Origin of the sequence: uncultured Phenylobacterium sp. (assembly GCF_902826855.1) — a bacterium.
GTDB lineage: Bacteria > Pseudomonadota > Alphaproteobacteria > Caulobacterales > Caulobacteraceae > Phenylobacterium.
Genome location: NZ_CADEGK010000019.1, coordinates 1 through 16,325 on the forward strand (window position 1 = coordinate 1; position 16,325 = coordinate 16,325).

Consider the following 16,325-nt stretch of genomic DNA (forward strand, 5'->3'; position numbering starts at 1 on the left):
GCCTGGCACGCCTGGGCGGATGGTGGCCCGCGACAGGCGCAGGAACTCGGGCTCGGAGACCGCTGCGCGGGCCCGGCGCACCGTGACGCCCACCGCCAGGGCGCTCGCCGCCTCGCCCTTGAATGTGCCGCGGGACGGCGGCACGTCGGAATAGTCACGGCCCACGGCGCAGGCGATGTGGCGTTCGGTCACCAGCGAATTGTTCGTCGGGTCGAAGCCGATCCAGCGCAACTGCGGGAAGAACACCTCGACCCAGGCATGGGTGGCGTCGGGGTCGGACCGATCGCCGTGGCGCTTGTCGGTGTAGAGGTAGCCCGAGACGTAGCGCGCGGGGATGCCCCAGGAGCGGCAGATGGCGATCATCACATGGGCGAAGTCTTGGCAGACCCCGGCGCGGGCCTTCAACACGTCGTCGATGGGGCTGTCGGCGCGGGTGACCCCAGCCTCGTAGCCGAACGACACGTAGACGATCTTGTTGAGCGCCTTCACCGCGCTCAGCGGGTCCAGCGCCTTCAGGCTGTCGATGTTGTGCTCGGCCTCGTAGCGGCGCAGCGCCTCGGTCTCGCGGGCGAAGCCGTGCGGGTGCAGGTAGTCGAAGTTGTCGCCGCGCTGGGCGGCGGCGCGCAGGCGGTCCCACTCCCCCATGTCCAGGTGCTTCGGCAGCTCCGGCGGCGGTTGCGTGTCCACCGCGGCGCGGGCCGTGATGGTCAGCTTGTCGTGCGGCTGCGGCACGTCGAAGTGGTAGACCGGGTTACCGAAGCTGTCGGCGTAGGAGAACAGCTGCGCCGGCGGATCCAGCTCGATGTCGAAGCTGACCAGCCGCTGGCGGGTGTGCTTCTGCGGCTGCATCCACACCTCCATCACGCTCTCGCGCACGGCGTAGGCGTAGTCGTACTGGGTGGTGTGGCGGACTTCGAGCAGCAACGGACCAGGTCTCCTCAGGCGGGCAGGCGGTCTTCCAGCGGATAGGCGACGAAGGCGTCATAGAGGCTGAGGTGGATGTCCCAGCATTCGTCGAGCACGGTCTTCAGGAACGCCGAGGCGCCCTGCGCCTCCAGCTCGTCCATGTCGGCAAAGTGCAGGCGCGCCTTCAGCCGTCCGGCCAGGCGCTCGGGCCCGGCGTTGCCCGACAGGCCGGCGTGGCGCGTAATCGCCGCCAGGTGGGTCTCGATCTGGTGGGTGCAGAAGCGGATGGAGCGCGGGAAGTCCTCGTCCAGCATCAGGAAGTTCAGGATGAAGCGCGGTTGCACTTCGGCGGTATAGACCCGCAGGTAAGGCTCCAGCGCGCAGCTCATCCGCAGCACGCTGGTGAGCGCGAAGTGGTCGGCCAGGGCGCGGCGGCGCCGCCGCTCCCCGAACACCACCTCCAGAAGCGAGCCGATCAGCTGGGCGCGTTCGAGGTACATGCCGAGCTGCAGGAAGCTCCAGCCCTCGCCATGGCTCATGGTGGCGTCGCCGGCGCCCTTGAACAGGTGCAGGTCGGCGATGATGTCGTGCAGGAACAGTTGGGAGCCGTCGTTGAAGGCCTTGCGGGCGCCGGGGTTGTTCATCCGCAGGTAGATGAGGTTCAGCCGCTCCCAGGTCTCGGTGGTGATCTGGTCGCGCACCTGGCGGGCGTTCTCCCGGGCGTGCGCGATCGAGGAGAAGATCGAACCGCGGTCGCTGCGGTCCAGGGTGAGCGCCAGGGCCGACTGGTAGGGCGCGAGCGCCTTGGCCGGGTTGCGGTCGCCCACGGCGTGCAAGGCGATGCGGGCCACCTGGGTGGCGGCCTCCGACCGGTCCAGGGTGGCGTTCAGCATCACGTCGGACAGCCGGCACATGTGCTCGGCCCGCTCCACGTAGCGCCCGATCCAGTAGAGGCTGTCGGCTACGCGAGCGAGCATCATCGCGCGTCACCCTTGGTCTCGGAAAGCACCCAGGTATCCTTCGACCCGCCGCCCTGGCTGGAGTTGACCACGAGCGAGCCCTTGCGCAGCGCCACGCGGGTCAGCGCCCCCGGCGTCACCACGATCTTCTCGCCGCACAGGATGAACGGGCGGAGGTCCACGTGCCGCGGCTCGACGGCGCTGTCGATCAGGCAGGGCGCGGTGGAGAGCTGGATCGTGGGCTGGGCGATGTAGTTCTCGGGGTTGGCGGTCAGCGCATCGGCGAACTCGGCCTGCTCGGCCTTGGTGGAATGCGGGCCCACCAGCATGCCGTAGCCGCCCGAGGCGCCCACCGCCTTGACCACCAGCTTGTCCAGGTTGGCCAGCACGTGGCTGAGCTGCGCCGGCTCGCGGCAGAGGAACGTCTCGATGTTCGGCAGGATGGCGTCTTCGTTGAGGTAGTAGCGGATGATCTCCGGGACGTAGGCGTAGACCGCCTTGTCGTCGGCCACCCCGGTGCCCGGCGCGTTGCAGATCATCACATTGCCGGCGCGATAGGCGTTGAACAGGCCCGCCGCGCCCAGCGAGGAGTCGCGGCGGAACGTCAGCGGGTCGATGAAGTCGTCGTCCACCCGGCGGTAGATCACGTCGATCCGGCGCAGCCCCGTGGTGGTGCGCATGTAGACCATGTTGTCGTGCACTACGAGGTCGCGGCCCTCGACCAGCGGCGCGCCCATCAGCCGGGCAAGGTAGGCGTGCTCGTAGTAAGCGGAATTGTAGACCCCGGGGGTCAACACCACGACCTGGGGGTTCGGCCGCCAGTTCCCCGCCATGCTCTTGAGCGTCGACAGGAGCAGATCAGGGTAGCGGTCGATCGCGCGCACCCCGGCCGAGCGGAAGGTGCCGGGGAAGACGCGGCGCGAAGCCTCGCGGTTGGCCAGCATGTAGGAGACCCCAGAGGGGACCCGCAGGTTGTCCTCCAGCACCGCGAACTCGCCGTTCGGCTGGCGGATCAGGTCCGAGCCGCAGACGTTGGCGTAGGCCTTGTGCGGCACGTAGAGGTTCTGCATCTCGCGGCGGTACGAGGGCGCCTGCAGCACCAGTTCGCGCGGCACCACGCCGTCCAGCAGGATCTGCTGTTCCGAATAGATGTCGGCGAGGAACATGTTCAGCGCCTTCAGGCGCTGCACCAGCCCGGCCTCGACGCGGGCCCATTCCGCGCCCGGAATGATCCGGGGCAGGATGTCGGAGGGGATGATCCGTTCGGTGGAGCTTTCGGCGCCGTAGACCGTGAAGGTGATGCCCTGAAGCAGGAAGAACCGTTCCTGGGTGCGCTGGCGCTCGGCCAGCTCCTCCGGGGTCAGGGTCGCGAGGCGCGCGTCGAGGGCGGCGTAATGCGGATGCACGCCGCCATCCGCCGTCAGCATTTCATCATAGGGGATGGCAGGACCTGTGAGGTCCGCCGCCAGGTCCGCCCGATTGACGCTCACGACCGCTTCGATGCCTCCCACCCGCGTGCCAACTGAATCTGTAGGCTGCTTGAGGCCGGGCCGGAAGCCGGGTGACGAAATTCGTCGGTCGCTGCCTTCCGAATGGGCGCCGCCTGCGGATGACAGCGTCGGCCTGCGCCGCTACACGACACGGGGGCGCTCGCGAGGAACTGGTTTGGGTCGACTGCTCTACGCCGTCGCCGCCACGGCGGCGCTTTGTGCGCCTGCCGCCCAGGCTGCGGAGGCCCGCGCCACCGTGCAGGGCGAGATGGACCCTGACCTCAAGGCCCTGGTCGAGCGGGTGATCGGCAACACCGACCGGCCCATCGAGAACCGCTTCGAGGCGCGCCGCCGCGCCCGCGCCGCGGCCGAGGACGCCATCGCGGTGCTGCGCTCCGAGGGCTACTACGCCTACCGCGTCCAGCCTGAGGTGAGCGAGGCCGACCCGCCTCGGCCGCTGGTGGAGATCGCGCCGGGGCCGCGGTTCCGGCTGGGCCAGCCCACCCTGGACTGGCGCGGCCGCCCGCCGAGCCCCGCGACCCAGGCCGAGGCGGCCAGGGCGCTGGCGCTTAGCCCCGGTGGGCCGGGACGCAGCGTCGACATCATCGCCGCCGAGGGCCGGGCGATGGCGGCGGTCCAGAAGCGAGGCTACGCCGACGCGGTGGCCGAGCCACGCGAGGTGGTCGTCGACCACGCCGACACATCGGTGACGCCCACCTACCGCATTGCCGCCGGCGCGCTCGTGCGACTGGAAGGCGTGGACCTCGCGCCGGGCGGGCGCACCAACCCCGCCTGGGTGCGTCACCTGGCCCCTTGGGCGGCCGGCGATCCCTATGATCCGGACGACGTGGCCGAGCTGGAGCGGCGGCTCCTGGACACCGGGGTCTACGACAGCGTCACCGTGGCGTTGGCCGGGCCCGAGAAGGCCCGCCCGTCCGGCCTGCGCCCGGTGGTCGTGGCGCTCTCCGAGCGCAAGCCCCGCACCATCGAGGGGGGCGCCAGCTATTCGACCAGCGAGGGCGTGGGCGTGAACGTCCGCTGGACGAACTACAACCGCCTGGCCCGGGCCGACACGCTGTCGGTCTTCGGCCAGCTTTCCGACCGCGACAGCCGGGTGGGCGTGGACCTGACGCTGCCGCACTGGCTGCGACCGCAGCAGACGTTCAAGACCGGCGTGGCCGTCTACGACCTGAAGACCGATGCCTTCAGGGAGAAGGGGCTCGGCGTGCGCGCCGACGTCACTCGCCGCTATGGGCGCAGCTCGTACGTAACGGTGGGCGCCTCGGCCAACGCGACCCGCTCGGACGAGATCCGGGTGGGAACGGTCACCTCGCTCGGCCGGGACCTGATCACGCTGGCGACGCTCGGCGACGTTCTGTTGGACCGTTCCAACGACCCGCTCAGCCCCACCACCGGCTGGCGGCTCAGCGCCCGGCTGGAACCGACCCTGATCCTGGGCGACACCAACCTGCCGTATCTGCGCGCGGTGGCGCAGGGGACCTACTACCAGCCCCTGGACAAGCTGGCGAAGACCGTGATCGCCGGGCGGCTGCGCGCGGGCCGGATCCTGAATGGAACCGTCGAACAGATCCCGGCCTCGCAGCGGTTCTACGCCGGAGGTGGCGGCTCGGTGCGCGGCTTTCCCTACCAGGCGGTGGGACCGCGACTGGCGGACAACACGCCGAAGGGCGGGGTGTTCCTGCTGGAGACGTCGCTGGAGGTGCGGCGCGAGGTGAACGCCAGGTGGTCGTTCGCCACCTTCGTCGACGCCGGCTCGGTGGGTTCCAGCGGGGCGGCGGACGTGGGCGACCTGGCGGTGGGGGCCGGCATTGGCGTCCGCTACAACCTGGGCCTGGTGCCCATCCGGATAGATCTCGCCACGCCGGTGGTCCGCAAGCGCGGCGAGCCGCCGATCCAGGTCTACGTCAGCATCGGGCAGAGCTTTTGAGCGCGCCTGAAGACACGCCTGCCGAAGCCGCCGCAGAGGTCGTCGCGGAGCGGAAGCGTTCGCGACTTCCCAAGGCGATCACCGCCGTCGCCGTGACCATTCTGGTCCTGCTGCTGGGCGTCCTGGCCACCACCCGCTACGGCGTGCTGATCCCGCAGGTGCGGCTGATGATCGAGGCCCGCACGGACGGGCTGAAGATCGGTCGGCTGGGCCAACTCAAGATCGAGGGGCTTTCCGGCGACATCTGGCGCGACTTCCGGGCCCGCCGCGTGACGCTGCGGGACGAAAATGGCGTCTGGCTGGAGGCGAAAAACGTCCACCTGTCGTGGCGCTACACGAGGCTTCTGCAGCGACGCTTCGAGGCGGACCTGGTCGAAGCGGAGCTGATCCGGGTGATCCGACGCCCGACCTTGTCGCCGAAGGGCAAGGACCGCGGCCTCCCGGTATCGTTCGACATCGACAAGGGCCGCGGCCGGCTGCAGCTGGAGCCGGCGTTCAGCTACGCACGCGGGCTCTACGACCTCACCTTCAACCTCAAGATCGAGCGCCGGGGCGGGCGCAGCGGTACGCTGCAGGCGAAGAGCGTCCTGCACGCGGGCGATCACCTCGACATCGACTTCGCGGCCAGCCCCACGGGTCCCCTGCGACTGGTCGCCCAGGCCGAGGAGGCTCGCGGCGGAGCCTTGGCCGGGGCAGTCGGCCTGCCGGCGGACCGGCCGTTCCGGCTGGACATCCGTGCGGGCGGCACGGCCTCCAAGGGCGAGTTCACCGCCAACGCCACGACGGGGACGCTCGCGCCCCTGGCGGCCCGCGGCGCATGGAACCCCGCGGGCGGATACGCCGGGGGAAGGCTCCTCCTCACCGCCTCGACGTTGACGCAGGCCTTCGCGCAACGCCTGGGCGACGACCTGCGCTTCGGCATCGCCGGGCGAAGGGCGGGCGATGGAGTCTACGCCCTCGACGCCAAGGTGCGCTCCGATGCGCTCACCGCGCACGCGTTCGGGTACGGCGACCTCGGCAAGCGGGCGTTGTCGCCCCAGGGCGTGCGGTTGGAGGCTCAGGCCCCCTCGTTGTCGCGGATCACCGGTGGGCCCACGACGGGCGCGGCCCGGGTGGCGGGCGTGGTGACGGGGAACTCCGACGCGTGGCGCTTTGTCGGCTCGGGCGCCGTGGCTGATGTCCAGGCCGGCGGCTACGGCCTGGCTCGGATTTCCGGCCCGATCGAGTTGGCGCGCGGCAAGGCCGGCTATGCGCTGAAAGCGAAGCTGGCGGGCGCCGGCGGGCGCGGCGCGGGCTTCGCTGCGGCGATCCTGGGCGGCGCGCCCGCTGCGACCCTCGATGCCGAGCGCTTGTCCAATGGCCAGCTTCTGCTTCACCGCCTCGACGTCACCGGCCGCGGCCTCAAGGTGCAGGCCAGCGGCGGCCGCAGCCTGCTCGGCGCGGTGACCCTCAAGGGCAAGGCCGACATCTCCAACCTCGCGGCCGCCGGGGCGGGCGCGTCCGGTGGCGCCACCTTGACCTGGCAGGCCTCGCAGGCGCGTGGCGGCGCGCCCTGGACGGTCAGCGCCGACGCCCGCGGTGACCGTTTCGCCACGGGCCTGGCCGAGCTCGACCGGTTGCTGGGGCCCAAGCCGCGGCTTGAGGCGCAGGCCAACTGGCAGGCCGGACGCCTGGCGGTGGCGAAGGCGGCGCTGGACGGTGCGGCCCTGGACGCGACCATCGCCGGCCTGATGGAGAAGTCCGGAACGCTGGCCTTCAAATCCGACTGGACTGCCGTAGGCCCGTTCCGCGCCGGCCCCGTCGAGGTGACCGGCAAGGCGAAGGGGTCCGGCAGCGTCACGGGCACGCTCTCCCAGCCCAAGCTCGATCTGGTGGCCGACATCGAGCAGCTGGACGTGCCGCGCCTGCCGCTAACCAACGCCAAGCTGGCGCTCACCTTCCAGCGCCAGGCGGATGGCGATTCCGGGACCGTCGCACTCACGGCTTCCAGCGCCTACGGTCCCGCCAAGGCCCGGTCGGACTTCCGTTTCCCCGAGGGCGGCGTCGACCTGACGGCCTTGTCGGTGGATGCGGGCGGGGTGAAGGCGGCCGGCGCGCTCAGCCTGCGCCGCAACAGCCCCTCTGCGGCCGACCTGACGCTGGAAGTGACCCGCGGCGCCCTGCTCGACGCCGGGCGGGTGGCCGGGACGGCGAGGATCACCGACGCCGCCGGCGGGCCGCGCGCGGTGCTCGACCTGCGCGGCGAGAACGTGCAGGCCGCGGGCTCCGGCATCACCATCCGCTCGGCGCGGCTCAGCGCGGACGGCCCGCTGGCGCGGTTGCCCTTCGCCGCCGAGGCCCGCGGCGCGTCGGGGCAGGGGCCCTGGACGGTCGGCGGCAGGGGTGTGCTGAACGAAGACAGGCCCGGCTATCTGATGAGCTTCGAGGGCAAGGGGACGCTGGGCGCGCGCGACCTGCACACCACCGAGGCCGCGATCTTCCGCTTCGGCGGGCCGGAGCGCAGCGCCCGCGTGCGGCTGGCCGGTTCGGACGGCGGGCGTCTGGACCTCGACGGCATGCTGAAGGGCGACAACGCCGACGTGCAGGCCCGGGTGGCCGGCATGGGCCTCAACCTGTTCAACGCCGACTTCGACGGCCGTATCGACGCCACTCTGGCGCTGCAGGGGCGCGGCGCCGCCCTCTCCGGAACCCTCGACGCTCGCCTCGTCAGCGCCCGTGGCAAGGGCACGCCGGCCAACCAGGGGATCGACGGGACGGTGAAGGGCCGCCTCGCCGGAGACACGCTCACCCTCGACCTCGCCACCAACAACGCCCAGGGACTGCGCGCCAACGCGAGCGTGGTGCTGGCGGCCGAGGCCTCGGCCGCTCCGTTCCGCGTGGCCGTCAACCGCCAGCGGCCGCTGCGCGGGCGGTTCTTCGCCGAGGGCGAGGTGCGGCCGCTGTGGGAGCTGGCGGTGGGTGGCGAGCGGGCGTTGTCGGGCTACGTCCGCACAGAGGGAACGCTCGGCGGGACCCTGGCCGGGCCCAAGGCCACCGGCCAGCTCTCGGTGGAACGCGGGCGGTTCGACGACGGCGGCACCGGTCTTTCCCTGCGCGAGGTGACGGTGAAGGCCGCCTTCACCGAGAACGCGCTGGACGTCACCGAGGCGCGGGGCGTCGATGGCCGCGGCGGTCAGATCAGCGGCCAGGGCCGCATCAGCCGCGCCGCCAGCAGCTTCCGCCTGGACCTGAAGGGCTTTCGGCTGATCGACAACGAGCAGGCCACCGCCACCGCCACCGGCCAGGCCACCATCAGCCGCACCGTCGACGGCAAGGTGAAGCTGGCCGGCGACCTCACCATCGATCGCGCCGATGTGGCCGCCGATCCGCCGATCCCCAGCGGGGTCGTGGCGATGGACGTGAAGGAGGTGAACCGCCCTGATGACCTGCCGGCCGCCCTGCCGCGCGGCGCCAGTCCCGGCGCGGGATGGGCGCTGGACGTCAAGCTGCGGGCGCCTCGGCGGATCTTCCTGCGCGGCCGCGGGCTGGACGTGGAGCTGTCGCTGGACGCCCACGTGGGCGGCACCACCGGCGCGTCGCAGCTCAGCGGCACGGCGCGCGTGGTGCGGGGCGACTACGACTTCGCGGGCAAGCGCTTCGAGTTCGACGACCGCAGCGTGGTCTACCTGGCCAGCCGTCCGTCCAACATTCGCCTGCAGCTCGACGCCGTGCGTGAGGACCCGACGCTGACCGTCACGGTGCGCATCCGCGGCACGGCCGAGCGGCCGGAGATCACGCTCGCCTCTTCGCCGAGCCTGCCCCAGGACGAGGTGCTGGCCAAGGTGCTGTTCGAGCGATCGGCCTCGCAGCTTTCGCCGGTGGAGGCCGCCCAACTGGCTTCGGCGCTCTCCTCCCTGGCCGGCGGCGGGGGTTTCGACGTGATCGGCAACCTGAGGAGCTTCGCCGGCCTCGACCGCCTGGCCTTCGGCGGCAGCGAGACCTCAGGCGTCAGCGTCTCCGGAGGCAAGTATCTGACGGACGACGTCTACCTGGAGCTCACCGGCGGCGGCCGCGAGGGCCCCTCGGCCCAGGTGGAATGGCGCATCCGCAAGAACCTCTCGATCATCTCCCGCATCGCCGGCCAAGCCGGCAACCGCCTCGCGGTGCGGTGGCGGCGGGACTACTAGGCCGGATTCGCCTCCTTCTCTTTCGCGTACGCCTGCGTTCCCCGCGTGATCACCCGATCGGTCGGGAGGATGGTGGCGATGGGGATGTCCCACTGGCTCTGGAGCCACTGGTAGAGGGCCCCGAAGTCGGTGAGCGTGGCGTCCACCAGGGCCGTCAGCGACGGGATCACGAAGTAGACCTGCTGGAAGTCGTCGATCCGGTACGGCGTGCGCATGACCCGGGCGAGGTCGAAGGCGAGGCGGTTGGGCGACGGGTCGTCGAGCGCGAAGATCGATTCCGCGTGGCTGGACACGATGCCCGCCCCGTAGATCCGCAATCCCTGCGGCGTCTGCAGCAGCCCGAACTCCACCGTGTACCAATAGAGGCGCGCCAGGTTGTGCAGCTGCCCCAGGTTCAGCGCCCGCAGACCCCCCTGGCCATAGGCCTGCATGTAGTCGGCGAAGGTCGGGTCGGTCAGCATCGGCACGTGGCCGAACACGTCGTGGAAGATGTCGGGTTCCTGAAGGTAATCAAGCTGATGCGGCTGGCGGATGAATTGGCCCGCCGGGAAGCGGCGGTTCGCCAGGTGCTCGAAGAACACCGCGTCGGGGACCAGCCCCGGCACGGTGACCACGGTCCAGCCGGTGAGGCGCTTCAGCTCTTCGTTGACCCGCTTCAGGTCGGGGATGCCGGACCGGTGGAGGTCCAGCGCATCGAGCCCCTTCAGGAACGGGTCGCAGGCGCGGCCCGGGAGCAGGGCCGCCTGGCGCTCGTAGAGCGTGATCCAGACCTCATGCTCGGCCGGCGTGTAGCCGCTCCAGTCCTGGTCGATCGTCCAGTCGGCCCGGGCGCCCGGCGGCGGCGTCAGGCTCATCGGCTCCGCAGTCATGGGCGCAGAATGGCGGCGTCCGCGGGGAAGTTCCTGTCGGAGTTCTCCGGATTCGCACGGCCGGGCGGCAAATCCGTGCGCGCGGGCCGCTGCGGACGCCTCTTCGTCCGCGCCGCGATCGACTTTGCGCTCGCCCCGCGGCGATCGGAAACGACCCGCCGTTTCGTCGATGCAATCATCTGGCGGGTCGAAAGCTGATATCCGACGTGTTGTCGGACGCCGAAGCCAGGACGATGGATCGTCTTCGGACCGATGCGCCCGCCTTTGTGCCGGCGCTGGGTTCAGTCAAACTCCGGGGGGAGATGCATGCCCGACTTCCGCATGATCGAGACGAACGGGATCAAGGTCCGCGCCGCCATCGAGGGCTCCGGACCGCTCGTCGTGATGGTGCACGGCTGGCCGGAGAGCTGGTATTCGTGGCGCCACCAGATGAAGCCCCTGGCCGACGCGGGATACACCGCCTGCGCCATCGACGTTCGGGGCTACGGCGGTTCGGACAAGCCGTATCCGGTGGAGGCCTACGCGATGAAGGAGGTCACCGCGGACGTCGCCGGGGTGGTCGAGGCGCTGTCGCCGGGCAAGCCCGCGGTCCTGTTCGGCCACGATTGGGGTTCGCCGATCGTCTGGCACACCGCGCTGCTGCACCCCGACAAGGTTCGCGCCGTCTGCGGCATGAGCGTGCCCTACACCGGCTATCCGGACCGGCCGCTGACCGAGGTGTTCCACGAGGTCTTCACGAAGAACGGCAAGTTCTTCTACATCGCCTACTTCCAGGAAGAGGGCCCCGCCGAACGGGAATTCGAGAGCGACCTGCGCGGCGCGCTGCGCCGGCTCTACTTCATGGCGTCTGGGGACATGCGCGACACCGGCTTCGTGCCGAAGGAAAAGCTCATCGGCGACACCATGACGGGCGGCCTGCCGGATCCGGACCCGTTCCCGGCCTGGTGGACGGAGGCCGACATCGACTACTACGTGGGCGAGTTCAAGGGATCGGGCCTGCGCGGTCCCATCAACCGCTACCGCAATTTCGAACGCGACTGGGAATACATGAAGGGCCGGGATCACAAGATCCATCAGCCGGCCTACTTCATCGGCGGCGAGCGGGACGGCGTGATGGGCGGCGCGACCGAGGCGTCGATGACGGCGGCCATGGCGCCCCACTTCGACAACCTGATGGGGGTGAAATTCGTCCCCCGGGCCGGCCATTGGAACCAGCAGGAAAACCCGGCGGACACGACGGCGGCCATGCTGGCGTGGCTGAAGGACCTGGAGACCTTGAAGGCGTAGGTGGCCCAGGCCACCTCGTCCTCGCCCACCCTGACCGCGGCGCGCCGCTCTCTTCCCTAGGAAGAGAGAGACTGCAGCCGTGCCGCGTCGGCGGCGGGGTCGACCCCCACGGCGGCGAGCATCTCCTTGCGGTCGGGACCGCCCCGGGGTGGGTAGAGGTGGGCGTTCTTGGCCTTGCCGCGGGCCCAGACCTTGGCGATCCGGGCGAGGTTGGACGGCCGCTTGAGCCAGGCCTGAGGGTGCTCCAGCATGTGGAAGCCGCGCATGAACGCCCGGAGCAGCACCACGTCCTCGCGCATGGCGATCGCGACGCCGTCCTCCATGAAGCTGCGGGCCAGCCGGGCGCGACGCGAGGGCGGCCGCGGGGGCAGCAGCGCCGCGCGCGCCCGACGGATAGCCCCGCGATCGAGGTTGTTCATGACGTCGTAGTAGGGGCGTAGCTCCCGCTCCAGGGCGGCGCGGTAGTCGATCAGGCGCTGGGCGGGATCGGCGCTGACGTTCAGGGCGTCGCGCAGCAGGTGTGCGCTCACCGCGGCGAAGGAACAGCCGCGGCCGTACAACGGATTGGTCCGCACCACCCCGTCACCCACGGCGAACAGGCGCAGGACCGCCGGCCGCCCATCAGGTGCATAGTCCCGCCAGCGGCTTTCCAGTTGGCCCATCCCGAACACCTTGGTGATGGGCTCCGCGCGATCCGGCGCGATCCACGGGGCAAGACCGGGCAACTCGCGGCAGATGGCGTCGAAGGTCTCCGGATCCACGATCGCCTTGCGCAACTCCTCCTCCACGTCCGGTACGCAGAGGGTGATCGAGAAACAGCCGTTGTCGGCCGGGAACACGCCGAACTTCAGGTAGCCCAGATCGCCCGTGGCCGTGAAGCGGCTCCGCTCCGGCTCCGCCTGGCCCGGCAGCAGGCGGTAGTGGCGGGTGAAGTAGATCACGCCGCAGGGCTCGATCGTCTCCGGGATCACCGCCCCGGCGGCGGTGAGCTGCTCGAACGCGGGCGTGTTGCGGCCCGCTGCATCCACGACCACGTCGGCTTCGAGTTCGGTCCCGTCCTCCAGCATTACGCCCTTGACGGTAGGCGGCACGCCGGGCGCGAGGATGAGCGCCTTGACGAAGGTCTCGCCTCGGATGGTCACGCCGGGCAGCTGTTCAGCGTAGCGGCGCATGGCCAGCTCCAGCGTTGTGCGCCGGCTGGTCAGGACGGCGAGATCGGCGTCGATCGGCTCGGGCTTGTAGGTCTCGCGGTGCCTGGCGGTGAGGCCGCCCTCGAAACCCAGTTCGCGGCAACCGGCCGCCTGCAGGTCGGCCAGCAGTTGCGGGTGCTCGTCGCGAACCAGGGTGCGCAGGCGGGCCAGGAAGGCGTGGCTGTGGCGGATATGGCCGACGCCGCGGCGCTGCCAGTCGCCGAACGCGGCCTCGGCCCCGCCCTCGGGCGGCGGCGGATCGCGGTCGAGGACGGTGATCTCCCGGTCCGGCCCGGCCAGCGCCATGGCGGTCCACAGGCCCGCCATGCCTGCTCCGATCACCAGCACACGCTCGGTCATGTCCCGCATCGTCAGGTCGCGGAGGGAGCGGAGGCCGCGGGGAGAGGACGCGGACCGGCCGCCTTCACCTTCGCCAGCGCGGCGCGCACCGCGGCCATGTCGGCCCCGGGGATCAGGTAGTCGCCGACGACGAACGCCGGCGTACCCTGGAGGCCCAGCGCCTTGGCCAGTTCCCGCACGTCGTTGAGCTGGGTGTCGATCGCCGGGTCGGCGGCGGCCCGGCGCACCTGCGCCGGGTCCAGGCCCGCTTCGACCAGGTGCCGGTCAAGCGCCGCTTCATCCAGGCCGCGGTCAGCCATCCAGGCCTTGTAGAGCACCAGGCCCTTGGCCTTACCCCGCGTCGTCAGCGCCATGCGAGCGGCGGTGTCGGAGACTTCGCCGAAGATCGGGAACTCCTTGAGCACGAAGCGCACGTCCGGGTTCTCGGCCATCAGCTTGACCATCTCGGGGGCCACCACCTTGCAGTAGCCACAGCGGTAGTCGAAGAACTCGACGACCGTGTACTTGCCGTTCGGGTTGATCACCAGGTCGCGCGGGTCGGCCTCCAGCGCGCGGCGATGCTTGGCGACATCGGCGGCGCCGGCCTTGGCCTGCTCCAGCATCTGGTTCTGGCGCAGCTTGGCCACCGCTTCCTCGATCACCTCGGGGTGTTCGAGCAGGTAGGCGCGGACCTTCTCGCCGAAGGCCGCGTCGGAGGACTTGGGTTGGCAGGCAGCCAGCGCGATCGCGGCGCCGAGGGCGAGCGGGGCGGCCGCCGCGAGGAGGAGAGGTCGCTTCATCGGTCTCAGTGTGTGTGGGTGAGGCTCGAACCTTCGCGCCCGAGGCGGCGCAGGTCCTCGCGGGTGGGCTGCGCCACCAGCACGATGTCGGTGGCGCGCCGCCATTCGGGCGTGCCTTTGCCCAGCATTTCGCGGGCGCGCATGGCGAAGACGCGGGCCTGACGCATGTCGCCGATGTTGAAGTTGTACTCGGCGGTGGCCAGGCGGGCCAGACCGTCCTGGTCCAGCTTGTCGTAAGCCTCGGCCAGCAGTCGCCAGGCGACTGCGTTGTCCTCCTCGCGGAGCAGGGATTTCTTCAGTTCGTCAATACCTTCGAGGACTTTCTGCTTATCCTCGAGCGCGATCAGCGTCTGGCCGAGATTGATGCGCAGCAACGGCGCGTCCGGCTTGAGGGAGACCGATTTGCGCTGCGGCGCCTCGGCCTCGGGCGCGCGGCCGAACTCGAACAGGATTTGGCCCTTCAACTCCCACAGGTAGGGATTGTCCGGCTGTTCGGCCAACAGCGCCTCGATCAGCTTCAGCGCCCGCTCGGGCTCCTTGAGCTGGTAGTAGGCGATCGCGCGCGCATAGCGGGACGGATAGTCCTTGGCCTTCTCGTCGTACTTGGTGATGGCCACGCCGGGGTTGATGAAGCCGTCCAGCTTGGCGCGCATGATGGCGTGCTCGGCCATCGCCTGAGGGCTGTCGACCTTGTCGTAGTTCGGCAATTTGGCAACCCGGCTGCGCAGGGCCTCGATCCGGTCCGATGAGATCGGGTGGGTGCGGAAATAGGCGTAGCGGCGGGCCTCGGCGAACACCTCCTGGTAGCGGAAGTTGTCGAAGAACTCGGCCAGGCCCTCGCCGGAGAGCCCGGCCTTGTCGAGCAGGGTGGCGCCGGCCTGGTCCGCCCGGCTCTCCTGCTCGCGGGAAAAGCCGATGGCGCCCAGGGTCCCGAAGTAGCCGGCGCTGCTGGCCAGGCCGGCCGCGGCGTCTGGGGCGCCGGCGATGGCCGCCAGGATCCCCAGGCCCATGGTCAGCAGGAAGGGCTTCATGCCCGCCGCGTTCATCTCTCCCGAGCGCGCCGAGTGGCCGGCGGCTAGGTGGCCGGTCTCGTGGGCCAGAACCCCCTGCAGTTCGTTGGGGTTCTTGGTCTCCAGGATCAGGCCGGTGAAGACGCCCATCACGCGCGGTGCGGCGAAGGCGTTGAGATCCTTCGACCCGATCAGCACGATCTGGACGTCCTTCGGGTCGATGTTGGCCGCCCGCAGGATCGGATCGGCGTCCCGGTGCAGGATCTCCTCGATCTCGGTGTCGCGGATCAAGGACTGCGCGTCGGCGGCCTGGGCGGACGCCAGCAGGCCGCCGGCGACGACGGCGCTCAGGACAAGGCGGGAAACCGACCGGAAGGGGGACTTCATGCGCACTTTCTCTGTCGTCCGACGTCCCCCAACGCACCGGCCCAACGCCGCCGGATGGTAGCGTCCTAGCCGCGCCGCCACCAGCCCTTGCGCGGCGCCGGCGCGGGGCCGCTGATCTCGGCCGGATCCGGGGTGCGTGGCGCTGGGGCCGCCACGGGCTCGGGCTCGGGTTCGGGCTCGGGCTCGAAGGCGACGACTTCCACCACAGGCGCGGCGGATTCGGCGACGGCGGCTTCGGGGCGGGCGCGGCGGCCTTGCGGCTGCGCGAACGCTTCGGCTTGGCCTCGGCGACGACCGGCTCCGGCGCGGGTTCAGGGATGGGCTCCGAGGCGGGGGCGACCTCCACGGGCAGTTCCGCGACCGCCTCCTCGGGGGCGTCGGCGACTGCGTCCGCCGTCGCCTCGTCACGGCCGCGACCTCGACCACGGCCGCGCCGGGGACGCTTCGGCTTCTCAGCGGCTTCCGGCAGCTCGACCCAGATGTCGTCGTCGCTCCCGGTCGATGTCGCGGCGGTTGCAACCGCGGCCGATGGGGCAGGGCCCCTCGGCTCCGGCGCCCGGGCGGCGGGCTGGCCCTCGCCAGGCGCGGCGATCTTCATGTCTTCGGCCGGGTCGTACCAGACGAAGGGATCGTCGCCGTAGGGCACCCAGGGGCGGACCCAGGAGAAGGCGTCGGCGGGGCGCACGTCGTCACGCATCCGCCGTCCGCCGCGGCGGCCCCGGCGGCGGCGGCGGTTCTCGCGATCCTCGTCGGTCTCGCCGGCATGAGCGGCCACGCGCGGCTCGCGATCACCCCGAGGTTCGGCTCGTGGCTCCCCACGGGCTTCGTCTCCACGGCCGCCGCCGCGCCGCCGGCGCCGGCCCCGGCCACGTCGGCCGCCGTCCTCGCCGCCGCGGTCGCGGTCCTGGTCGTGTTCGCCGCGGGGCTGGTCGTCGCGCGAAACGGCGCGCGGGGCGTCGTCCTCGTCGTCGTCG

At 70.8% G+C, this 16,325-nt stretch carries 12 protein-coding genes; 4 read left to right on the forward strand and 8 right to left on the reverse strand.

The window, feature by feature from the left end; translation table 11 throughout:
• The 3 genes from QZV94_RS04695 to QZV94_RS04705 form a co-directional block, all read right to left on the reverse strand.
• On the reverse strand, nt 1–924 hold a 924-nt coding region (locus QZV94_RS04695; protein ID WP_293676649.1), incomplete at its 3' end, for a transglutaminase family protein.
• Between the two features lie 14 nt (nt 925–938).
• The gene (locus QZV94_RS04700; RefSeq protein ID WP_293676650.1) at nt 939–1,886 is read right to left on the reverse strand and encodes an alpha-E domain-containing protein; all 948 of its coding nucleotides are present in this window, start codon (nt 1,884–1,886) and stop codon (nt 939–941) included.
• Nucleotides 1,883–3,292: a circularly permuted type 2 ATP-grasp protein gene (locus tag QZV94_RS04705; protein ID WP_293676672.1), complete on the reverse strand. Its 1,410-nt coding sequence runs from the start codon at nt 3,290–3,292 to the stop codon at nt 1,883–1,885. The genes QZV94_RS04700 and QZV94_RS04705 overlap by 4 nt, the downstream gene beginning before the upstream one ends.
• A 238-nt stretch (nt 3,293–3,530) precedes the next feature.
• Between QZV94_RS04705 and QZV94_RS04710 the strand changes: the two genes are divergently transcribed.
• A complete protein-coding gene (locus QZV94_RS04710; RefSeq protein WP_293676651.1) occupies nt 3,531–5,303 on the forward strand; it encodes an autotransporter assembly complex family protein in 1,773 nt (590 codons plus the stop codon).
• Nucleotides 5,300–9,469: a translocation/assembly module TamB domain-containing protein gene (locus QZV94_RS04715; protein ID WP_293676652.1), complete on the forward strand. Its 4,170-nt coding sequence runs from the start codon at nt 5,300–5,302 to the stop codon at nt 9,467–9,469. The genes QZV94_RS04710 and QZV94_RS04715 overlap by 4 nt, the downstream gene beginning before the upstream one ends.
• Here QZV94_RS04715 and phhA read toward each other — a convergent pair.
• Nucleotides 9,466–10,338, reverse strand: coding sequence for a phenylalanine 4-monooxygenase (gene phhA / locus QZV94_RS04720; RefSeq protein WP_293676653.1), 873 nt, complete (start codon nt 10,336–10,338; stop codon nt 9,466–9,468). The two genes, QZV94_RS04715 and phhA, sit on opposite strands and share 4 nt — an antisense overlap.
• 9 nt (nt 10,339–10,347) lie before the next feature.
• Here phhA and QZV94_RS04725 point away from each other — a divergent pair, with 9 nt between their 5' ends.
• Together QZV94_RS04725 and QZV94_RS04730 are read left to right on the forward strand one after the other, a co-directional pair.
• Entirely contained in the window at nt 10,348–10,536 is a 189-nt protein-coding gene (locus tag QZV94_RS04725; RefSeq protein WP_293676654.1) for a hypothetical protein, read from the forward strand.
• 108 nt (nt 10,537–10,644) lie between these two features.
• On the forward strand, nt 10,645–11,625 hold the full coding sequence (locus QZV94_RS04730; RefSeq protein WP_293676655.1) for an alpha/beta hydrolase: 981 nt from the start codon (nt 10,645–10,647) through the stop codon (nt 11,623–11,625).
• A 56-nt stretch (nt 11,626–11,681) separates the two neighbouring features.
• On the opposite strand, the gene QZV94_RS04735 is transcribed toward QZV94_RS04730, so the two are convergent.
• The 4 genes from QZV94_RS04735 to QZV94_RS25090 form a co-directional block, all read right to left on the reverse strand.
• The gene (locus QZV94_RS04735) at nt 11,682–13,175 is read right to left on the reverse strand and encodes an FAD-dependent oxidoreductase (protein ID WP_293676656.1); all 1,494 of its coding nucleotides are present in this window, start codon (nt 13,173–13,175) and stop codon (nt 11,682–11,684) included.
• A gap of 11 nt (nt 13,176–13,186) precedes the next feature.
• Nucleotides 13,187–13,954 carry a DsbA family protein gene (locus QZV94_RS04740; protein WP_293676657.1) on the reverse strand — a complete coding sequence of 256 codons (768 nt, stop codon included), beginning with the start codon at nt 13,952–13,954 and terminating at the stop codon, nt 13,187–13,189.
• Between the two features lie 5 nt (nt 13,955–13,959).
• Nucleotides 13,960–15,351 carry a M48 family metalloprotease gene (locus QZV94_RS04745; protein ID WP_293676658.1) on the reverse strand — a complete coding sequence of 464 codons (1,392 nt, stop codon included), beginning with the start codon at nt 15,349–15,351 and terminating at the stop codon, nt 13,960–13,962.
• Between the two features lie 65 nt (nt 15,352–15,416).
• Complete coding sequence (locus QZV94_RS25090) at nt 15,417–15,554, reverse strand: hypothetical protein (RefSeq protein WP_367253961.1); 138 nt, start codon at nt 15,552–15,554, stop codon at nt 15,417–15,419.
• Between the last annotated feature and the right edge of the window lie 771 nt (nt 15,555–16,325).